Below are 19828 nucleotides of genomic sequence, written 5' to 3' on the forward strand. Positions count from 1 at the left end.
AAGGCAGGATAAAATAGCCCGCAGGCCGACTGGCATCGGTCTACGGGCTACCCGAGAAAATCGGGGTTTTAAATAATCTGAGTCACTTAAAACATTTAAAAATATGAATATTTCTGCAAAATTGCGGAAGAAGGGGAGATTATGCGATCTCCTTTTCGCCTGGAAAATACAAAATAAACAAATCATCTGTCAATTAATGCGTATAAGTGTACTCATAACATTCATCATATTAAGTAGTATTCAATTGCTGTTGGCAAATTCTGCAAAAGGTCAGAATATGAATAGTGATCAGGTTACCTTGGGGTTGGATAATGAAAGCCTTTTAACTGGATTGAAAAAAATCGAAGGACAAACACCCCTTCGTTTCTATTATCGCAAAGAAGATATCAAAACCTTAACCGAGCTTAACCTTCCAAACAGGAAGAGGACTATCGCGCAAACGCTGGAGGAACTATTAAAGAACACATCTCTTTCCTTTCGGCAAATCGGTGATAACATTCTTCTCGAACGGAGCGGGATGGATATAAATTACCAGATCAAAGGCAGGATCGTCGACGTCAACCACAAACCCATTGCCTACACGACCGTAAGTATCGTAAAGCCGGAACTCGGGCGGGTGATACAGTCAACACATACGGATACGATGGGCGTTTACAATCTTACTGTGCAGGAAGCAGGGGCGTACCTGTTAAACGTCACACAGGTAGGAATGGACAGCCTGTCAATCCCGTTGACAATTTCCAACAGAAAGGTGCTACAGTTGCCCGACATCACTGTAACTATTTCAACCAAACAGCTGGACCAGGTAACTGTAATAGCAAAAATCCCCCCAATAGAGAACCGGGGAGATCGTTATGTCGTCAACGTTTCCAATAGTACAATGGCTACTTCAAGTTCACTGCAATTGTTGAAAATTCTGCCATTTGTCAGGGTGACGCCAGCTAAAGAGGTCAAACTCGACGATAAGAACACGCTGATACTATTGGATGGAAGGCCGGTTCCCGGCGTTGCAACTTCTGATATTTTAGACAATCTTAAAGTCAATGATATTGAAAAGATTGAGTTGATCACCCAACCCTCCGCTAAATATGACGCCAACTATGGAGCTGTCATTAATATTATCACCAAGAAAAGGCAGACTGTCGGCTTTACCGGTAATCTGATCGGAGACGATTCCCAAGGTATTTATAACTCAGGTTCAGTATCTGCGAACGTAACCTACAAAACCGAGAAATTCACCATAACTGGCCGGACTTCATACGGACATACTAACGAATATTATCTGGATGATAACAATAGGGTGGAAAGTAGCGGCCCGGTAATTCAGAGACTTCAGGATAGTACAAGACGCTTGTATAAAAATAACAATTATTCCGTCCAGTTAGGAGCTGATTATAAGTTGAATTCGGATCAGACCCTCGGCATCCAGATCTATGGACGTCTTAATCACACACCGGGAAATTTTGACGCAATGGCTAAATTCAGAAGCGTTAGCGTAGTTCCCGATTCAATAGTCAGAACGAATAGTTTATTTAAAAATGACGGTTACACTTTTAATTATAATATAAATTATCGCCTACTTACAGATTCAGCAAAGAACGACCTGTCGATGCTCTTTACGTATACTCCATACAAACTGACATTAAATCAGTCGGCATTTCCTAAATTGTATGACGGCGAAGGCGCTTTTGAGAAAGACATCAGTCCTTATCAAACTTATGGGCGCTCGTTAGTAAAAATCTATATCGGGCAAGCAGATTATGTTAGGAAATTTAATGGTAATCAAACCCTTGAAGCTGGCGGTAAATTTCAAAACACCGATTCCCATAATCTTCAAAGTTATAGCGTTTCCGAAATGACCAGCGTAAACAGCATCGCCGGATACACGACGAACACGGACTTACGGGAGACGATAATCGCAGGATATGGCATATACAGTAAAAATTGGAAAAAGGACAATTTAAGCTTTGGAATGCGGATAGAAAACACAACTACTTCTGGTTTCTCTTTTAAGAATTATAATTATATTAATTATTTCCCTAATGCTAAATGGAATCATCAATATAATAACGACTATTCGCTGTCTTTGTCCTATGGGAAATTCATCAATCGCCCTCCATATCAAGAGTTACTGCCTTACAAGGTCGTTACCGATCAGTATACGATCATGCAGGGAAATATAAACCTGAAACCAAGTTATGATCACACATTTACTGGAAATGTCAGGATCAAAAATCTCAATGTATCCCTTGAGTATACCCATACTACCGCTCCTTTTTTTCAGTTACCTGTCGACGAAGATGCAGGCAATCAAATTACTACCTTTGCTTTTGAAAATCTAAATTCGGCGAACAAATTTTCACTGAATACTTATTATTCCCTTGACATTTTTAAATGGTGGAATTTGGGACAAAGCATTTCAACCGGGCATAATTCCGCATTAGGCACTGTGCTGTCAGGGCGATCAAGCTTGAGCTCTTATTTTTTTATCGCAAATAACAGCCAGACATTTAACTTCTCAAAAAAAATAAAGTTTGCTCTTAACGCGTACTACGTTTCTGCTGGTAATGTAGGTTTGACCAAGCTTAAAGCATATGGGAATTTAGATGCGAGTGCGATATTTGACATTTCTTCGAAGCTCCAATTTACGTTATCAGGTGAAGAAATACTTAAACGGCTAAAATACCACTCGATGAGTGATTACGGACTGCTAAACAGCGAAGTATACACCTCGTCGGATAGCCGTCGGATCAGGGTAGGTCTTATCTATTCGTTTGGAAAGTCTCAAATAAAAGACGTGAAAAAGAAATTAGGAAACGATGATGCAACAGGAAGGCTTTGATCTGTCGGCAATCAACTGGAACTTATTAATTGTTCCGAATATGATTAATCTCTTATGATAGGGCGTCCCAGTTCCGGACTTCGATACCAGCTATATCATGAAATGTTAAAAAAAAAAGCCTTCATGTAGCTATCAACATTTCCGTTATTTTTCCCTAAACCAAGTGCTATTTCTCAGCTAAAGAAATGAATTTAAGTTTTCATCAGCAGATCTTCGTCAGAACGGCCAACGAGTCCTTTGACGATTTCAATTACGACGATTTGCGCGTGATCATCAAAGAACGGAGATTTCAACACGCTATTTTTTTTGCGAGCGAAACGTTGCACAGCGAACTTCACCAACGGGATTTTGTTTACGATGATCTTCCGGAAAAGGTAAGAACAAGTTTAAAGAAGTATTATAATCGTTTATGTTTCCGTGCCACACCTTTCGGGCTTTTCGCCTCGACGGGCATCATAAGCTGGGGGAAAAACCATGGCGCATCTGTTCAGACTCTAAGTCGTAGTGCTTACATTTACCCCGACTTCCCATTATTATTAAATATATATAGGGATGAGGCAACGCGTGTTCACGACCTTCAGACTTATCTAGCAAACAACACCATTTACAGAGTATCGAATGGCTATCGTTACATCAATTTTATAAAGGATATTAATGGAAACCGATTTCAATTGAATTCACTTGAGCGGAATTCTTTTCTTTCGAAAATATTGATATATGGCCGGGAAGAAAGGACGAAGCAGCAGTTGGTTCAATATTGCGTCGATCAGGGTGTCGACAGCAATGAAGCAGCCTATTTTATTAAACAGGCGATCAACGGCGATTTATTTTATCAAGGATTAGTACCGCGCCATGTTGGCGAGCCCTATTTTTTGAAATTATTTACACTACTTGACAGATCCGGGATGTCGGATAGCCAGCGAATGGAAATTATCGATTTATTTAGCCGGCCATATAAGCAGGGAAATATTCCGCTGATGAAGATATTGGAGATTGGGCGGAATTTTCGCCCTCGGCATCCGCTCAATAAATTCTATGTAAATTCCACTGCAACTTTTAATAATTGCCTCCCGGAAGAGTACCAGGCAAAAATCATGGAGGGGTTAATGTGCCTTGATAGACTTTCATCTAATGATCAGCCGCCGGCGTTAAAAAAATTCAAAAAAGATTTTTTAGCTCGTTTTGATAAGCAGGTCGTTTCTTTGGCAAATGCTCTTGATCCAGCGTTGGGCATTGGCTATGCTGACCTGGCTGCTAAAATCTCAGACAATATCTTATTGGAAGATCTTCATCATGAACCAGTTTATCAGGAGGGTAATCCGACCTTCGGACCGCTACATCAGCTCCTGGTGAAGAAATTACAGCAGGCGCAGCTGTATGAATCTATTACCCTTAACGATAACGATCTCGACATGCTGCCTCTTCCCAATTCCTTGTTCCCACCAAGTTTTTCTGTGCTTTTCCAGCTAAAAGGGGAGTTTGTTGTTATGGAGAAGGTTGGCGGTGTTTCCGGGGCCGCTTTGCCGGCAAGATTCGCTGTGTTCAATAAGGATCTGGAGGCCTATACAAATGAGATAGTCAGTCAAGAGCAAAAGATAAACGATCAGGTGGTCTTCGCAGAGGTTTCCGCTATGATAGACGGAAAAGCGGCCAATGTGGTCACCAGAAATAAAACATATGAACATGAGATCTCGATCCTGTTAGCGCCTTCGGTTGAGTCACATAGAAACATTGGTTTAGATGACCTGTATATTAGTGTAGTGGACGATAAAATCATATTACGGTCCAGAAAGCTCAATAAAGTAATAATACCAAGATTCAGCAGCGCATTTAATTACAACAGGCATGATCTATCGATATTCCGGTTTTTATGCGACCTTCAGTACCAATCGGTTAAAAGTGACTTTTCATTCAGCTTTTTAAAGTTGTTCCCTGGCCTTAGTTTTTATCCACGTCTTGTCTATAAATTTTGCATTATCAGCAGGGCAACCTGGGTTATCGGGCATTCCGAACTGAATTTGATTTTTTATAGCCCCGAACCTGAAATAGCATGTAAACAACTCTGGTCCCAAATCAATCTGGCCACCCGCTTTACAATATCAGATCAGGATAACGAAATTTTTTTTGATCAAAAATGGGTGGGGGCTACTGCTCTTTTTATCAGTATGATCAAGAATAAAACATCTTTGACATTAAAGGAGGCTATTTTGCCTGAATCTACCATGATCAAGGATATGAACGGTAGGTCATTGGCCAACGAGATGGTCGCTTGTATCATTAATCGGGATAATGTTTACAGTTCTGTCCCCGCTCCCCCAACAGGTTATCCGAAAAGGATCGGAAGAGGCCATATCCCGGGAGATGAATGGTTATACTACAAATTATACGGGGCACCAGTTACGCTGACAAAGATTATTGAAAAGCCACTATACGATTTGATTCGAAAACTTTCCAGGTCAGAATTGCTCAATCAATGGTTTTTTATCCGTTATTATGACCCTATGCCACATTTGAGGATCCGGATACGCTTAGACCGGAAGCATTTGGGGAGAGCCATACTCATTTTTAATGCTATTTTTAATAAGTTGTACCAATCCGGGGCTTTGTCTTTAATACAGCTCGATACCTATAGCCCGGAGTTGGAACGGTATGGAATTGACCATTATCCGATCGTGGAAAATATATTTCAATCAAGTAGTCGTTGCGCAATGAAATTCGCGCGGCATTATCGTAGTGGCCGGATCGACAACTTTAGTTTGGGAACCGTACTGTTGATGGTGCATCATATATTGCTGATCTTATCACCAGACCTACCGCAGCGGCAAAAAATCACCCATGGTATCGTCTGCCGATTTTCGGAAGAATTTATTGACAAAACACATCGTGTTCTTTTAAATCAGAAATTCCGAAAATGTAAGGGGCTGATAAGTGACGCCCTCGAAGGGGCCGGAGAGACGAAACTGTTGAACAAATTAGAGTTCGGCCTTTTGCTCAATCAGATAAGATCATTGAATGTCAGTCTTTCCGGGGAGAGTTCACAGATGAGACTATCCTTGTTCACGGATATTATCCACATGCATTTAAACCGATTATTCATGGAAGAACAACGCCGGCAGGAGTTTGTAATTTATTATTTGCTGGAAAAATATTATACGATGATGTTGTCAAGAAACAAAAGTTAATTGTCCTTTCTCTTGGAGATAATAGCATGTTCATTGATAACCTGCATTAGACTGGCTTTATAATTCGCCCCGACAGGAAGAGAAACAGCATCTTTAACGGCCACCATATTTCCATCAATTGACTGTATCTTATTTAGGTTAACAATATAAGATTTGTGTATCCTGAGAAAGGGTCCATCCAGCAATGCAGATTCGATTTCGGCCATTGTGAGATAGGTTGTATGTTTTTTTAGTCCGGAATGGATAATAATGTAATTCTTTAGGCCTTCGACATACACGATTTCGCTGAATGATAATTTTATCATCTTTCCTTTTGTTCCAGGGTTGATAAAAAAGTAATCGGGTTTAGCGAGCTGTTTATGGGCGATCGGCTTTATGCGTTCTTTGATCTTCATGGCCGATCTTAAAAATTTCTGGTAGGATACCGGCTTTAGCAAGAAATCGTAAACATTCGTCTCGAAGGCAGGTAGCGCATATTCTGAGAATGCAGTAATATAAATGATGGGCAACCCCTTAGGTAGCAGCCCAGCAAGTTCAAAGCCTGTAAGTTTCGGCATATCGATATCAAGATAGATCAGATCCGGATTCAACCCTTTCGCGATTTCGTTTACGCCCTGTATCGGATTGGTAAATGCCCCGATCAAATTAAAACCAGCAGTTTTGTCTATATAATCTGTTAAGGTCTCGATGGAGTAGGCTTCATCATCTATAATAATACAATTAATCATTGGGATTTGATAGATAAGGTTAAGGTATATTCCCGGGCATTGTCGTCAACATTCAGCTCAAAAGTGTCGGGATAACTTTGAGATAGTCTTTTCCTCACGTTATCCATTCCTATACCATGGGAAAATTGATATTTTGCATAATTCTTTTTATTACTGACCCGGAAAAGAATATTTCCGTCTTCTGAGCTAAGAGTGATCATCGCTGGAAATTTCGGGTCTGCAAGATCTCCGTATTTAAAAACATTCTCTACTATAGTGATTAGTAGCAGCGGGATTATTTTAACACCGGAAAGTTCTCCCTGATGAACAAATTCGATATTGATTTTGTGGTCGAAGCGTAAGCGATTTATCTCAATGTAATTTTCAATATGTTCGATTTCTTTCTCAATAGGTGTTTTACCGTCTTCTTCGGGCTTCTTCAACGCATATCTCATGATATCAGCTAATAAAACTACCGTTTCTGCAGCCTGACCAGAATGTTTTTTGACCTGATTATGTATAAAGCCAAGTACGTTGAAAAAGAAGTGGGGGTTGATCTGCGCTTTAAGAAAACTGTTCTCGGTTTCCACCAGCTTTCTTTCCAATTCCTCAAATTCAATTTTCTCCAGGAGTCGTTGTTCGATCAACTTAGATATTTCCGCACGCTGTTTCAGGGCCGACATGAAATACCAGTAACCGGTGCTCAAACCGATAAAATATATGGCCCGCCATATGCTTTCCGCAATGAAAAAATATCCAAACAGCCCTTGCCTGTTTTTATAGATCTGAAAATAAAGTAAGAGCTCATAAAGCAGGTATTTAACAATGATGTAGCCGCCGATTTCCAGCAAAACATAGATGATGGTTATCAATAGTTTGCCCTTTGTCGATCTTCTTGAATCCCTGGTGAGTATAACATATGTATTGAAATAAAATAGCAGAATATTAATCAGATAATGACCCGAATAATCAAAAAAATTAGACAGCTTTTTACTGAATGAATAGCTTACAAGAACTTCATATGTTATAAATAACACCCAGCAAATGAGATGATTTCTGATTGTTTTAGCTGGTATTGCTTTCATTAATTGTTTATCGGTTTTGGTATCTATTATATCAGAGTAGGTGTAATATTATTTTTCATTTAACTCTAATAAAATAAACTTGAAAGCTAAGCAAATCAAATTATGAAAACAAAAAAATTGAAAAACTTAAAGATCAAGGTTATTGCACAATATCAAACCAATTTTTCCGGCGCGGGCCAGCATGAGACTGACCCTATCACTGTCACAACAATAGCGGTCACACATTTTGGAAGGTATAAGTAGTTATTAAATAATGTGTTATGTTGGATCGGAAAGCGGGCGGATTTGAAAGATTTGGTAGTCTGCCAGGATGATCTGTAAAAAACGATAGTATTTACTCCGTTGAGATTAAGAAATTTGTCTTCTCAACGGAGTATGGCAATAGATGTAACAATACATTATTACAAAACTATTGCAAATTACAAAGCGAGTTTCCGCCACTGCATATTAGGCATTCTTAAGAGTTAGCATGCAGCTGCGGATATCCGGGGCCATGAGTTGCGACCGGACATTCACAACCATTAAGTGACCGAAGATGTTTCTTCGGTGATTTCCTGTAAACGATGTATTCCGAAAGACATACGGATCTGAAGATACATTTAATTAAAGGCAAGGTAACTGCAAATGTTACGCACTTTCGGGAAAAAGGATCCCTGACTGATTCCCATGAGATTTTGCTGTCTTTTCCGGTTTGTAGATCAAGGGCTTGAGGTAATCATAAGCTGTAATAGCCGTTTCACTGTAATGATTGATCTCGCTGTATAATTCTTCTGAAAGCAGGTAGTTGGATTTTTCAATGATGGTTTTAACCTGAATAAGTGCTAATATCTTCAGGATATCATAAATGAGAGTTGTTTCTGCTTGCAACAACTCAGTAAGTTCCGTCAGAAAAGCTAGGTAGTCTTCTGCATAATATGACGCAAACAAGTTCAGCCAGTCCCTGATGATCTTTCGGTCCGGGGTATTCACAACAAATGTCAGGTCGTTGAAAATTTCGTAAAACATTGCTGCTTTATCATTTTCATTTTGCTTTGAATTAACTATAGAGTGGATAAGTCCTCTGACATATTCGTAAGCATACCCTTCACGGATATATTCAATAGAAGTCCAAATTCGCGGTTCCCGGATCGTCATTCCGAATAGCATGGTTTGCTCGCCGTTGAAAAGGTAATTCAGGATCTCAAATTCGAACTTCCAACTTTTTTGCAAATTTCCTCCCGCAAGATATATCCTGGCAAGGTTCTTATTTTGCTCAATCAGTCTTAAAACGAGGGTGGTCATGCCCATGCTGATCATCATATCGCAAAGTGAAATACACTCCAGAGTGAGATTAAATGCCCTTTTAAAATCCTTTATTTTATAGTAATATAATGCTTCAACCGATAAAACCCATTGTTTTACATATAAATAATCGTATTCTTCTAATTGGTGTAGGTCGGCTTGTTCAAATAATTTGTATTCGGCGTACCCTTCCTCCGGATTTTTATGCATAACAGATGTCAGGCTTCCAAATTTGCCGCTGATCGTGTCCAATTTGTTCACATGTTCTTTATCACTAAAGACTCCGGCTGCTTCCTTACCTAAAAGAATGCGTTGTAATTTAACGCTATCATAAAGCATGGTGGATTTAGTAGAAGATGGCGGAAATGATTTAAAATTTTCCGATAATTGATCTAAGAGTTGATGAATGTTCATATTACGCGATCATTAATAGTTCGTTGAATGCCGGAAGCTCCGGCTTTAAATATCTCATTAAAGTGATGCCAATACCTGCAACTCCCCAGCCGAATGAAAGGTTCCAAAAATCTTTTTCCTTGGTAGTCATGCTATAGAAGCCAGCAAAATCATTTTCGTAACTCGCAAATCGCGGAATTTCCTGATACCAATACCCGGCAGCTTTACGGCATTCCTGATCATCTGTTAAATCAAAAAGCGCGTTGAACATCTCTGCCAGGCCTGCTGCGCCATAAGTTATACTTGCATCCCTCGGGTAAATACCAGGTTTTCGTTCATAGGATTCTTTAAGGATTTTATGAATTATATCATCCAAGTCATCATTTTTTATGAATCGCCGTGCTTTCACCAATGATAACGCAACACTAAGGTCGCCATAACATATGCAGAATGGTTTTTCGTCGAATGATTCATCGCCATTACTTATCGGAAAATGCCCGTATTTTACTTGTCTTTTGTGTTTCAGCACAAAAGGAACTGACTTTTCCAGTATTTCCAGGCACAAAGCTGTTTCAATCCCCTTTTCAGCCAGACTTCCCACAATTGAAATGATCATCGCTGAACCATGTGAAATCCCGAAATAGGTATTTCGGTATAACGTCGGGCTTTCCCAATACCAGTGTCCCTCGTCATCCTGAATGGCCTTATCAGCAATACCATGAACCAGCTCAGAGAGATTTACCTTCACTTTGTCGTTTGAGGATAACCTGCTTAGGAAATAATATCCTGACGCTACTGCCCCACTGTTATAATCGAAGTCCCCTATAGTGATTTTGCTGCGCATGAGTCCGGCAAGCGCATTATCTAATTGCTCAAGGTAGGAATTGACATTTATTTCCAAGAGTTTATGCTTGTTGCAGAACTCTACGAAACGACCGATACCCGCCAGGTGGTTATCAAGAGAATCCGACGAATATACTTTAACGAACTGTTTTATATCAAATGCAGCCATGCCTGCAGTGAATATTTCCCTTGCCGAATCCAAATATTGACTGTCTTCAAGGAACAGTCCATAATAGAAATGAAAAAGAGCTGCACCTGTCCTCCCCGAGTCTAGCGACATATTGTTATTAAAAAGCGCCAAATTTGAGTTCAGAGAAAGAGCGATTTTAGAGATCGTTTTGAACATATGTTCTTTTTGAAAGCTTTTATCTGTCATTTGCTTTTTGCTTTAAGGGATAGGATCTGAAATAGATTTAAGTCATCTATGGAGATCTGAATTATCTTTTTTTTTCCATCCCGGAAGAGTGAGCAGTTCAGAATACCTGTGGTATTATTGTCAATGGAGTCCATCTTAACCAGTAATAAATTTTGTTTTGCTCCAATGATTTTTCCTGAATACTTTTGTGACATGATTTTGTCTTCGGTGAAACTTACCTTGCGATGCATCATCTCAAATCCAAAAGGATTTAAAGTTTTACTATCTACCATGCATTCAATAATTGATCCTTGTTGAGTGTTGTTTTTCAATTGACATTCACCTGCCAATTGAAACACGCAATCAAAATTCCAGGCGATAAGCATCGCAATCAAGACGATAATTATCATCGTGAAAAGCCCCCATCTGACAATGAAATTAGGTTTAAGGTTGTTGACTTTATCGAATATAAGTACTTCAGGCATAGTAAATGATTATTGATTTAATAAGACATCGTTTTCAAGCTGGTTTTTAATCAGGTCGTAATATCTCCCCCTTTTTTCCAATAAATCATAATGATTCCCTTTTTCCATGATTTCCCCGTTCTCAACCACGACAATCTGATCCGCATTCTTAATGGTACTTAAGCGGTGAGCAATGATAACCACGGTTTTACCGTGGAACACTCCTCTGAAATTATCCATGATAATTGACTCGTTGTTGGCATCCAACGCACTGGTTGCTTCGTCGAAGAAAAGATATTCAGGGTCTTTATATACAGCCCTCGCGATCAGCAAACGCTGTTTTTGTCCGCCACTTATACCCATCCCCGCGTTACCTATAATGCTCTGCAGGCCAAGGGGAAGCCTGCTAATGAATTCTTCAAGGTTTGAGACTTTGATCGCATGATTTAATTTCTGAAGATCGATCTCGGATGGATCCGCAGTCAGAACTATATTCCTGGAGATCGTGTCAGAAAAGATATAGCCATCTTGCATAACCGTGCCGCATTTACTCCGCCATTTAGATGGGTCAATGGTAATCAGGTCCTGTCCGTCAATCGTGATCGATCCGGAAGATGGTTCATAGAACTTAAGCAGAAGTTTTAACAAAGTAGTTTTTCCGCTTCCACTGGAGCCCACTATGGCTGTTGTTTTTCCCTTTGGAATCAACAAATTAAAACCTTTTATGACTTCTGGAAGACTGTCGAGCCCATAACGAAAACCAACACCGCTGATGGTGATGCCGGGTTCGGTTATATCGGGAATATTCAGGGAAATATCTCCGGTTTGAGTCATCCGCGCTGAATGTTTTTGTGTAAGGGTATACTCGTCGTCCAGATACTGTATCTCATTTAGCCGTTCAAACGAAATTTTTGCATCCTGTATACTCTTAAAAAAGTTGATCAGCTGACTTAAGGGGTTATTCATTTGACCGATGATAAACGAAACGCTTAACATTTCACCAATGGTCAGATGGCCCTTGACGACGGCAATGGCCGCTATATAAGACAGCGAGAAATTTTTAAGCTGGTTCAGTGTGTTAGACCCTATTTCCTGGATCTGTTCGAGGGCGAGAATCTTCGAAGTGATCAAAAACAGCTTCCCTTGAATGTTCTCCCAGTTACTGGTTTTTCCCTGTTCCCAGGTGTTTGTTTTTATTTCATGAATGCCTTCGACGATTTCGTATACAGCATTTTGATTTTCACGGAGGAATTGAAACCTGATGTAGTCATATTCTTTGCGCTTATTTAAAAAATATACGATCCAAAGCACAGATAGTGTACAGCCCAATAAAAAAATGATCAATAGTTTGACACTATACAGACAGAGCATGATGGCGAAAATGACCAGGTTGGTCAGGGAAAAAAAAGTACTGAGTGCAGAGCCGGTTAGAAATGCTTCGACCTTACTATGATCATTAATCCTCTGGGTTACGTCACCTATATTTTTGGTGTCAAAAAACATCATGGGCAGGCGCATTAACTTATTAAGGTAATCAGAAATTACCGTTAGGCTAACCCGGATATTGATATGCAATACAAGCCAGTTCCTGATGATATCAAATAACGCCGTTCCAATAAATATGAAGAGTTGGCAAATCAATATCAATGTTATAATATTGATATTCTGACCGGAAATACCAATATCAACAAGCTTCTGAGTCAATAATGGTAACGCCAGGATCAACGCGTTTCCGAGAAGCATACTTAACAGGACGTGGAAGAAATGTTTCCTGTAAGGTCCCAGGTAGTTCTTTATTGCAGCCCCGATATTCAGCTTATTGTTCTCAAATCCACCGATCTTCGGATCTGTTTCGGGCGTTAGAACCAGCATAAATCCTGACATCTTGTTGCCAATCCAGGAGTTGATAAATTCTTCGTAATCAAGAGATAGTAAGCCATGTCCTGGATCTGCGACCATAAACTTCCATTTCTTCACATCATCCGTTTTGCGCTTGATCCTGTACAATACAACGAAATGTCGTTCGTTCCAATGGATGATCGAGGGAGAACTTAAATTGAAAAGTATATCAGTCGTCGCACGAAAACCCTCCGCTTTAAGACCCAGCTTCATGGCCGCTGATCGAAGACCGAAGAAAGTAACCCCCGTTTTATTCATTCCACATAAAGCCCGCAGATGATCGATCGGATAAGACCGGCCATAATAACCTAAGATCATTCTTAAACATGTAGGGCCGCAATCCATGTTATCGAACTGCTTGTAAAATTTGAACTTTCCCATACGCATTAACAAAAATTAAATTATGCAGGCATCCGTACCTGTTCGTTATGTAGTATAGAAGCTGTTTTGTAATACTTAAATAAATGATGATAGATCACTAATTCCTGGTTTCTTTGCCTGGCTAATAGTATGCGGTTTAACGACATATGTATAAAACTGCTAACAAGACTATCAAGGAGTTGAGTATAGTTTTCAGAGGATGAAATGGCATTTTTCAATTCTCCAATCACCATTGCGGTGGTATTACTTCGGTTAAGAAAAATCAGTTTAAGTTCGGCTATGCCGTCACTGCTAGCCAGATCGTCAAAGACCTCTCCGATGAGTCGTCTGTTGATCCTGTATTTATCGTTCAGGGACATTTCCAGTTTCGTTTCTTTGGATGTTTTAGCGTGGTTGAACTCTTCAAAAAAGCTATTGTAAAGCGACTCTAAGAGTTTCACTTTTGTAATTGTTGAATAGCCAAAATCTGTCAGTAATTGATCGACGCTATAGATGCAGGCGATCCACCGCAATTCTTCAGATCTGAATCGGTCGACGGTTGCGATCACCTGAAGTGCTGTTTCGCTGTCCCTGAAAAAATAGCTTTCCGCTAAAGGCATCGTTTCTGTGCCATACCGCTCGTATTCCGGTTTATAAGTCTCCAGCGTGTAATTATTGATTACCCTATTTTCCGTTAATACCCTGATACCATTGTTGATTGCGTCAACAACTGCGTGCCAAAAACTCATATTTTGAGCATTAAAAAACCTTAGCCGTATATGCGGGTATGGATCGTGATATCGAATAAAAAACCATTTTTCGATCAGTCCTTCAGTTATCAGGTTTTCGATTATCGGGTTAATTGATCTTACCAGTAATCTGTCCGCTGTAGAATTCCCCATGTATATTTTAAAATAAATCCAGTCACTACCTGGCGGGTAATTTTTTTGCAGTCCGACGGAATGCTGGGGAAACCCGGTTTTGCGGAAACCAGACGGATTGCTGTATTGTAGTTGTTGTCCTTTTACAGGGATCAACAACTCACTAAAATACTTTTCATTTTTATCGCTGATGATGCAGTCTTCCTGATTACCGATGTATTCCAGAATTTTGGTATCCTGAAGCTTAACACTGTCATAAAGGTGTCGGATACCGAAAGATGTGTCAAGATCCAGAATCAGTTCATTATCGAAATTCTGAAGTACAACAAAACGTGGGAGGTTATGAGAGATTCTCAACCTATTGATGACTGAAGCAGGGTCTGAGTCCTTTTGCTTTAATTCCGTGGTACCAAGCTTACCTAAAAACCATTGGGCCCTGCTCACAATAAATTTCTTGTACTTTATTCTTGGTAGAAACGGCTCATTTTCGTAGATGCGCCATTCCCAGTCAAATCCCGACTGAAGATCCTGATATTGCAATGCTTGCAAGAATTTATAAACAGCAAGCGTATTGGTTGCATTCAGCGAGTTTGATATATGTGGAAAAATTTCTTTATCCCGGCTTAGAGACCTCAATATAATTCTGTTGTTTTTGATTTTCACGACAAGATCGGTGAGCGCGATCCGTCCCTCTTCAGGTAAAGACGATGGGGATAGTATGGGTATCTCCATTTCTCTAATTATTGGTCTTTGAATAATATTCCCCAACCTGTCATCAGGTACATGGATGAGTTCCGCCATTAACAGATCAGGATTTGCAGCCTGTTCATCTGCTGCGCATTTTCTAAGATTGGCTGTCAATACGGCATCCTCCACAGCAAATCTGCCGAAGATTTTAGTTACATGAGGAGTATTAATCCTTTTCGCCAAAAATTGGTATTCTCCCCGGTCAACCGCCTCAGCAGAAGCACCAATCAGGTTCCCTATTATTATCGATGATGTAGCGCGGCTTTGATTCCGATATTGCTTTTTTAGAATTTCTATTTCATCAGATGTTATTTCAAGTTCGTAGGCTCCTGACCTATAATATTGCTTTATTTTCATGTCTGCAAACGAATCCATTGCATCAGAAGTGCCTTTAGCAGTGTTTTTGAGAACAGGAACCTGGAGTTTATTTAATAGTGGCAGATCTTCAATCAATCCGCTTTTGGCCAGTCCATAACCGATACCGATCTCCGGATCCATTAATTCGAGTAAAGGGATTTCCTGGTTCTCATATTTATGAATGAAGTCCTTTTTAAATTCTTCCAGGGCAGGCATGCTATACAATGGCGCCACTTGCGATAACTCTTCCGCGGTTTTTACTATTTCGTCACAAAGGGAAGAATTCAATGTGTTTGGAACACTAACGTAGCTGTCGGTCTGAATTATTGCGCCTTTTAGATCCCAGCCGATTTTTTGGAGCAAATGCTCTACATTTTTATAAGTGGGTATCCCTTGGTTGTTAATCAACTCAATCTGTATCCTTTTTAAAACTGAAATAGTCTCGGCTATTTCACTTACAGAGGACAGCCTTTCAATCAGATAATCAATCTGACTGTTAAGGGTCGGTTTTATATCGATTTCACTTATCAGAAACTGGTTCTTTATCAATCCATCCAAAAAAACTGCAATGTCTTTCCAATCCAGTCTAGGATTTAAAGACTGTAGAACAGCACCAAGGTCATCAAAGGTTTTTCCTTTCTTTGCTGCTTGATAGATCACTTCAATATAGCTGTTTATGCTCAGGGCAGATAATGAATATTCTCTGCGGTTACCCTTATATTTGAACTCATTATATCGGTATTTCCCGTCAATGGCTAATATGGTATCATTAGGATAAAACAGTACGTGCCTTTTTACAGCAGGTATGGAGTTAAGGCCGGCTATAATCTTACCGGTGATCCCGTTGTCGACTCTTGATCTCCTTATAATTTTTCGAGAAGAATAATCGATATTTGTGGGGTTCCCATCAATTACCCCATTGCTAATTAATGCAAACGTACCATAAGGTACAGGCCTGGTGCACATTCTGACGTAATATTTATGCAGAGTTAGCATCAGGCTGAAAACTTTCCTGGCATCATCAAGATGACCATCAAGCCACTGATTTAGTATATCATAAAGGTCTTTTGATGCCAGATAGATAGCTTCAACAAACAGATCGTCAGAAAAAAAAGATTTCAGACAATCAAAATCATTAAGGATATGGGCATTATCTATTGTTTCATTTAAAATTCTTAATTTGTTCATTGAGAAGCAAGGGGTTCTCAATAGATAGAAATTATAGCTTTGATTCATGGTATAGCGATAAATGAAAACCCCGGAACCGGTCACTGAATTTTTCAAAAAATATTTCCGCGCATCTTTTATCAGGCGACGGTTGTTGATTGTCATCATGAATACCAGGGTAGTTCGCGTTACAGGTAAAACCCGAAACACAGGTTATGTTGAATAGTTGCTACCGAGTGTATTTTCAGATTTTTAATAGTCAATCGCACAGTAAACCGCCCGCCGATCAAGCTAAGAAATAATATGCCGGGATAATCCAATGAGGACCATCCCGGACATATTAAAAAAGTGTAATTAGCAAGAACCACCGCGTTGGCAGCTGGTTCCGGCAGCGCATGAGTTTCCCACGCCACCGCAGGAAACAACGCCCACGCTTTCAACGCCAACGCCACCAGCGATTTCCTGCAATTGCATTTCATCTAGTTTAGCAATGGTTTCTTTGTCAAGTTGTAATGGATTGATCTCCATAGGTTTTTCATTTTTCATTTTTTGTAGTTTTAAAAGTTTGTCCTTACTCTATAGGCTTTTCGGGTTACGCCTTTGCTGTACAACAAAATCTTGATCTATAAATTGATATTTAAGATTGAGCGATCATTCTTTTCATGTTTTATTGCGCACAAAAGCGGGCATCCGACGGCAAAAAAAGCGGGCTGTTAGCGCCCTGGGAAATAGAAGTCATGATGTTATGAAATGCAATTGGCTGCTTTAATAAAAGTAGTTCAAGCGGCCAGAATAGTACAGTTTATTACACCAATCTGATTATTGGCGAGACTAATCTTTAAGAACAAACGTTATTTCTAATACTCATTTAACCTATCATCCACCAGGGAAGCTGAGGGAAGCATATGGTTGTATTATGGAAGGGAGCTGCAATCCTGCTTGGGGTGCTGGGATGATATCGAAGATATGTAGCTGTTTAATGCTTTAAGTAATAGATGACCTATTAATCATCCACAATATTGAACGATTTTGATGAATGCTTTGACGCTAATATCGTTTGGGAAACTATGGATCAGGAAGACCTCTGGTTGTTCTTTTCTGCTCAAAAGCTTATAATACCACTGCGGCAACAGGATCGACGACATTCTCAATGTCCAACACACGCTCAGTCATATCACCGGTTAAACCGGAGCTGTTAGCAGGAAAACTGTCAAGGGCCGGCAATAGCCGGTTTACTCGCCCTTGACGGTTTTCATGCGTAGCTAATTTTGTGACCGCGGTGCTGTGACTAACCGATAATCCGCGGGCGGGAAAGGCAGGTGCCTATAAGGAACGAATACACTCCTCCACGTGCGGCGGCGAGGCTGGCAGCGTAATGGAACCCGGAGCGCGTCGTGTAGTGGAGCCGCCTGCCGCAGCCGCATGGCCATATCATTTATAAAAAAATATTTGTTTGTAATAGTAGATTGTTTCATCGTGAGATCTGGTGACGCTGGGATTTTTTCTTTCGTCTTTTCTTTTCCTCTATCTCGCTTTCCGGAACAATGTTAGCACCTCCCGTATACATCGGTTCCAGCATCACTTCCAGGAAGCTTGCCATTGTCTTACCAGCTGCCGAAAGCATACTCGCCGACGTTGCAAAAAGACCATCTGCTACACCCTGTGCCAGTTCATTAGCCACCGACCTGCTTTCATAATTCTGCGAAGCGCCTTCAGCCAACACACCCAGCTGTTCCCGTTGCGATAGCTCGCCATTCTTCTGAACATTAGCGTATGCCATCGTATCTTTAAGCTGCCTGTCAAATTCAAAAAGGCTGTCGAAAAGAGATTCCCCGCTCTGTTTGAACGCTACCCGGTCAAACTGTCCCATCTTTTTGGAATGTTCCGCATTCTTTCCCCTCGAAGTATTCATCGGGCTAAGCTTGATCTTATTGGTTATATCCTTACGGCTCACAATAACCTGCACATGCATCTGCTCGCCTTCTTTACGTTCGCCCCGTTGTTTCTGGCCTTGTTTTACTTCCGGGTCGTTATAATTGTAGTAACGGTAGTTTTCCAGTTTGGCGAACCATAACAGGTCTTCATTATTATTCACACCATCCCGGTTGAAGTTTTTTGCATAGGCATCCATCACTCTGACCGCAAAGCCTTTCATTTGTTCTTTAGCTCCGTCCTCACCATACTGTTCTTTCAGAAACCTGATCTCCTTCTGGCTTGGACTGATATTAACCAGGAAAAATTTAGCATCGTCTTTTCCCAGCTTGGCAACATTATTATCGATACTGCGCATGACCTCATAAGGCTCGATCCTGATCTTGTGTCCGTTGAACCAGTATTCTGGTTCCGGCTTATAGTCGATCCGGTTTTCTTTTTCCAGGTAATTTACCAGCCCCGCACTGCTGCCCTTGTTTGCCGCTTCTTTACTGTCCGTGATATTGATAAACATAATACCCCCTATCCCCTAAAGGCGAATAATAAATACATGATTAAAGCAAACCGACCTGCGATCTGGTAACAGCGATCAACTCATCTTTTTCCCGGCCCGATGTCATCATCCCGAAAGCCTCTCTCGATCTGATATAAGCGTCAAGGATGAACAGGAACTGTTTTTTCAGATGCTCCTTGCTCTTTTGGCTTTTCGAAATCGTTTCCATTAGCGCATCTATGCCGGTTAACTTCTGCGCCAAAACATGCTGATTATTCAGCAAGTCCGTATTTGCCTTGAGGACCTGCGTATTGAAACTCTCGATGATCTTGACCTGTGATACAATCATCCTGTCCATTTCCGTTTTGATTGGAATGAGCAGCATATTTTCCTGGTTTCGGATAAAACCAATATACTGCTGATGATTTTTCATCAGCGCATTCTTTAACAACTCATCATTCAGGTCCAGGGGATCTTTCTTGCTTTTATAAAAGTAATCGACCATCTGAATAAACACCTGCCGCTTCGTCCTGCCCAGTTTAAGGGCGATCTTTTCAAACTTCTGATCTACCGCAACCGGGTATCTCACTGATCTCACATTAATGTCTTCTATGCTCATATTCTCAAACCGGTCAAATAGCTGTCTATGCAACTATGTCTTTATTTCTATATGCAGGATACCGCAGGGTATCCTATTTTCTTTTATTTTATAGGCACAAACGCCCTAAAGTATCCCCGGAGGATACGTAAAACCCCCGTAGCGAAGCGTAGGGCAAGCAAAGTAGGGCTCTGCCCAACTTCCGCTTGCTCCCTCCGCTTTCGCGAAGCGACCACCGCTTC

At 40.5% G+C, this 19828-nt stretch carries 12 protein-coding genes; 2 read left to right on the plus strand and 10 right to left on the minus strand.

The window, feature by feature from the left end:
- Positions 1–103 precede the first annotated feature (103 nt).
- Positions 104–2842 carry an outer membrane beta-barrel protein gene (locus tag AAFN85_RS19015; RefSeq protein ID WP_347529190.1) on the plus strand — a complete coding sequence of 913 codons (2739 nt, stop codon included), beginning with the start codon at positions 104–106 and terminating at the stop codon, positions 2840–2842.
- Between the two features lie 185 nt (positions 2843–3027).
- Positions 3028–6024: a thiopeptide-type bacteriocin biosynthesis protein gene (locus AAFN85_RS19020; RefSeq protein ID WP_347529191.1), complete on the plus strand. Its 2997-nt coding sequence runs from the start codon at positions 3028–3030 to the stop codon at positions 6022–6024.
- Here the strand turns inward: AAFN85_RS19020 and AAFN85_RS19025 are convergent.
- The 10 genes from AAFN85_RS19025 to AAFN85_RS19070 form a co-directional block, all read right to left on the minus strand.
- The gene (locus AAFN85_RS19025; protein ID WP_347529192.1) at positions 6021–6752 is read right to left on the minus strand and encodes a LytTR family transcriptional regulator DNA-binding domain-containing protein; all 732 of its coding nucleotides are present in this window, start codon (positions 6750–6752) and stop codon (positions 6021–6023) included. The two genes, AAFN85_RS19020 and AAFN85_RS19025, sit on opposite strands and share 4 nt — an antisense overlap.
- Entirely contained in the window at positions 6749–7816 is a 1068-nt protein-coding gene (locus tag AAFN85_RS19030; RefSeq protein WP_347529193.1) for a histidine kinase, read from the minus strand. Before AAFN85_RS19030 ends, AAFN85_RS19025 begins: the two co-directional genes overlap by 4 nt.
- A 627-nt stretch (positions 7817–8443) precedes the next feature.
- Positions 8444–9511 carry a hypothetical protein gene (locus tag AAFN85_RS19035; protein ID WP_347529194.1) on the minus strand — a complete coding sequence of 356 codons (1068 nt, stop codon included), beginning with the start codon at positions 9509–9511 and terminating at the stop codon, positions 8444–8446.
- A gap of 1 nt (position 9512) precedes the next feature.
- Positions 9513–10709, minus strand: a complete 1197-nt coding sequence (locus AAFN85_RS19040; RefSeq protein ID WP_347529195.1) for a lanthionine synthetase LanC family protein — start codon at positions 10707–10709, stop codon at positions 9513–9515.
- Positions 10706–11173: a hypothetical protein gene (locus AAFN85_RS19045; RefSeq protein ID WP_347529196.1), complete on the minus strand. Its 468-nt coding sequence runs from the start codon at positions 11171–11173 to the stop codon at positions 10706–10708. Before AAFN85_RS19045 ends, AAFN85_RS19040 begins: the two co-directional genes overlap by 4 nt.
- A gap of 9 nt (positions 11174–11182) precedes the next feature.
- Positions 11183–13438, minus strand: a complete 2256-nt coding sequence (locus AAFN85_RS19050; protein ID WP_347529197.1) for a peptidase domain-containing ABC transporter — start codon at positions 13436–13438, stop codon at positions 11183–11185.
- Positions 13439–13452: 14 nt separating this feature from the next.
- Positions 13453–16731, minus strand: coding sequence for a lantibiotic dehydratase (locus AAFN85_RS19055; RefSeq protein ID WP_347529198.1), 3279 nt, complete (start codon positions 16729–16731; stop codon positions 13453–13455).
- 186 nt (positions 16732–16917) lie between these two features.
- A complete protein-coding gene (locus AAFN85_RS19060; protein WP_109609869.1) occupies positions 16918–17109 on the minus strand; it encodes a class I lanthipeptide in 192 nt (63 codons plus the stop codon).
- Between the two features lie 925 nt (positions 17110–18034).
- Positions 18035–19009, minus strand: coding sequence for a DUF5712 family protein (locus tag AAFN85_RS19065; RefSeq protein WP_347529199.1), 975 nt, complete (start codon positions 19007–19009; stop codon positions 18035–18037).
- 40 nt (positions 19010–19049) lie between these two features.
- Complete coding sequence (locus tag AAFN85_RS19070) at positions 19050–19607, minus strand: BfmA/BtgA family mobilization protein (protein WP_347529200.1); 558 nt, start codon at positions 19605–19607, stop codon at positions 19050–19052.
- Between the last annotated feature and the right edge of the window lie 221 nt (positions 19608–19828).

The organism is Mucilaginibacter sp. CAU 1740 (assembly GCF_039839285.1).
Lineage (GTDB): Bacteria > Bacteroidota > Bacteroidia > Sphingobacteriales > Sphingobacteriaceae > Mucilaginibacter.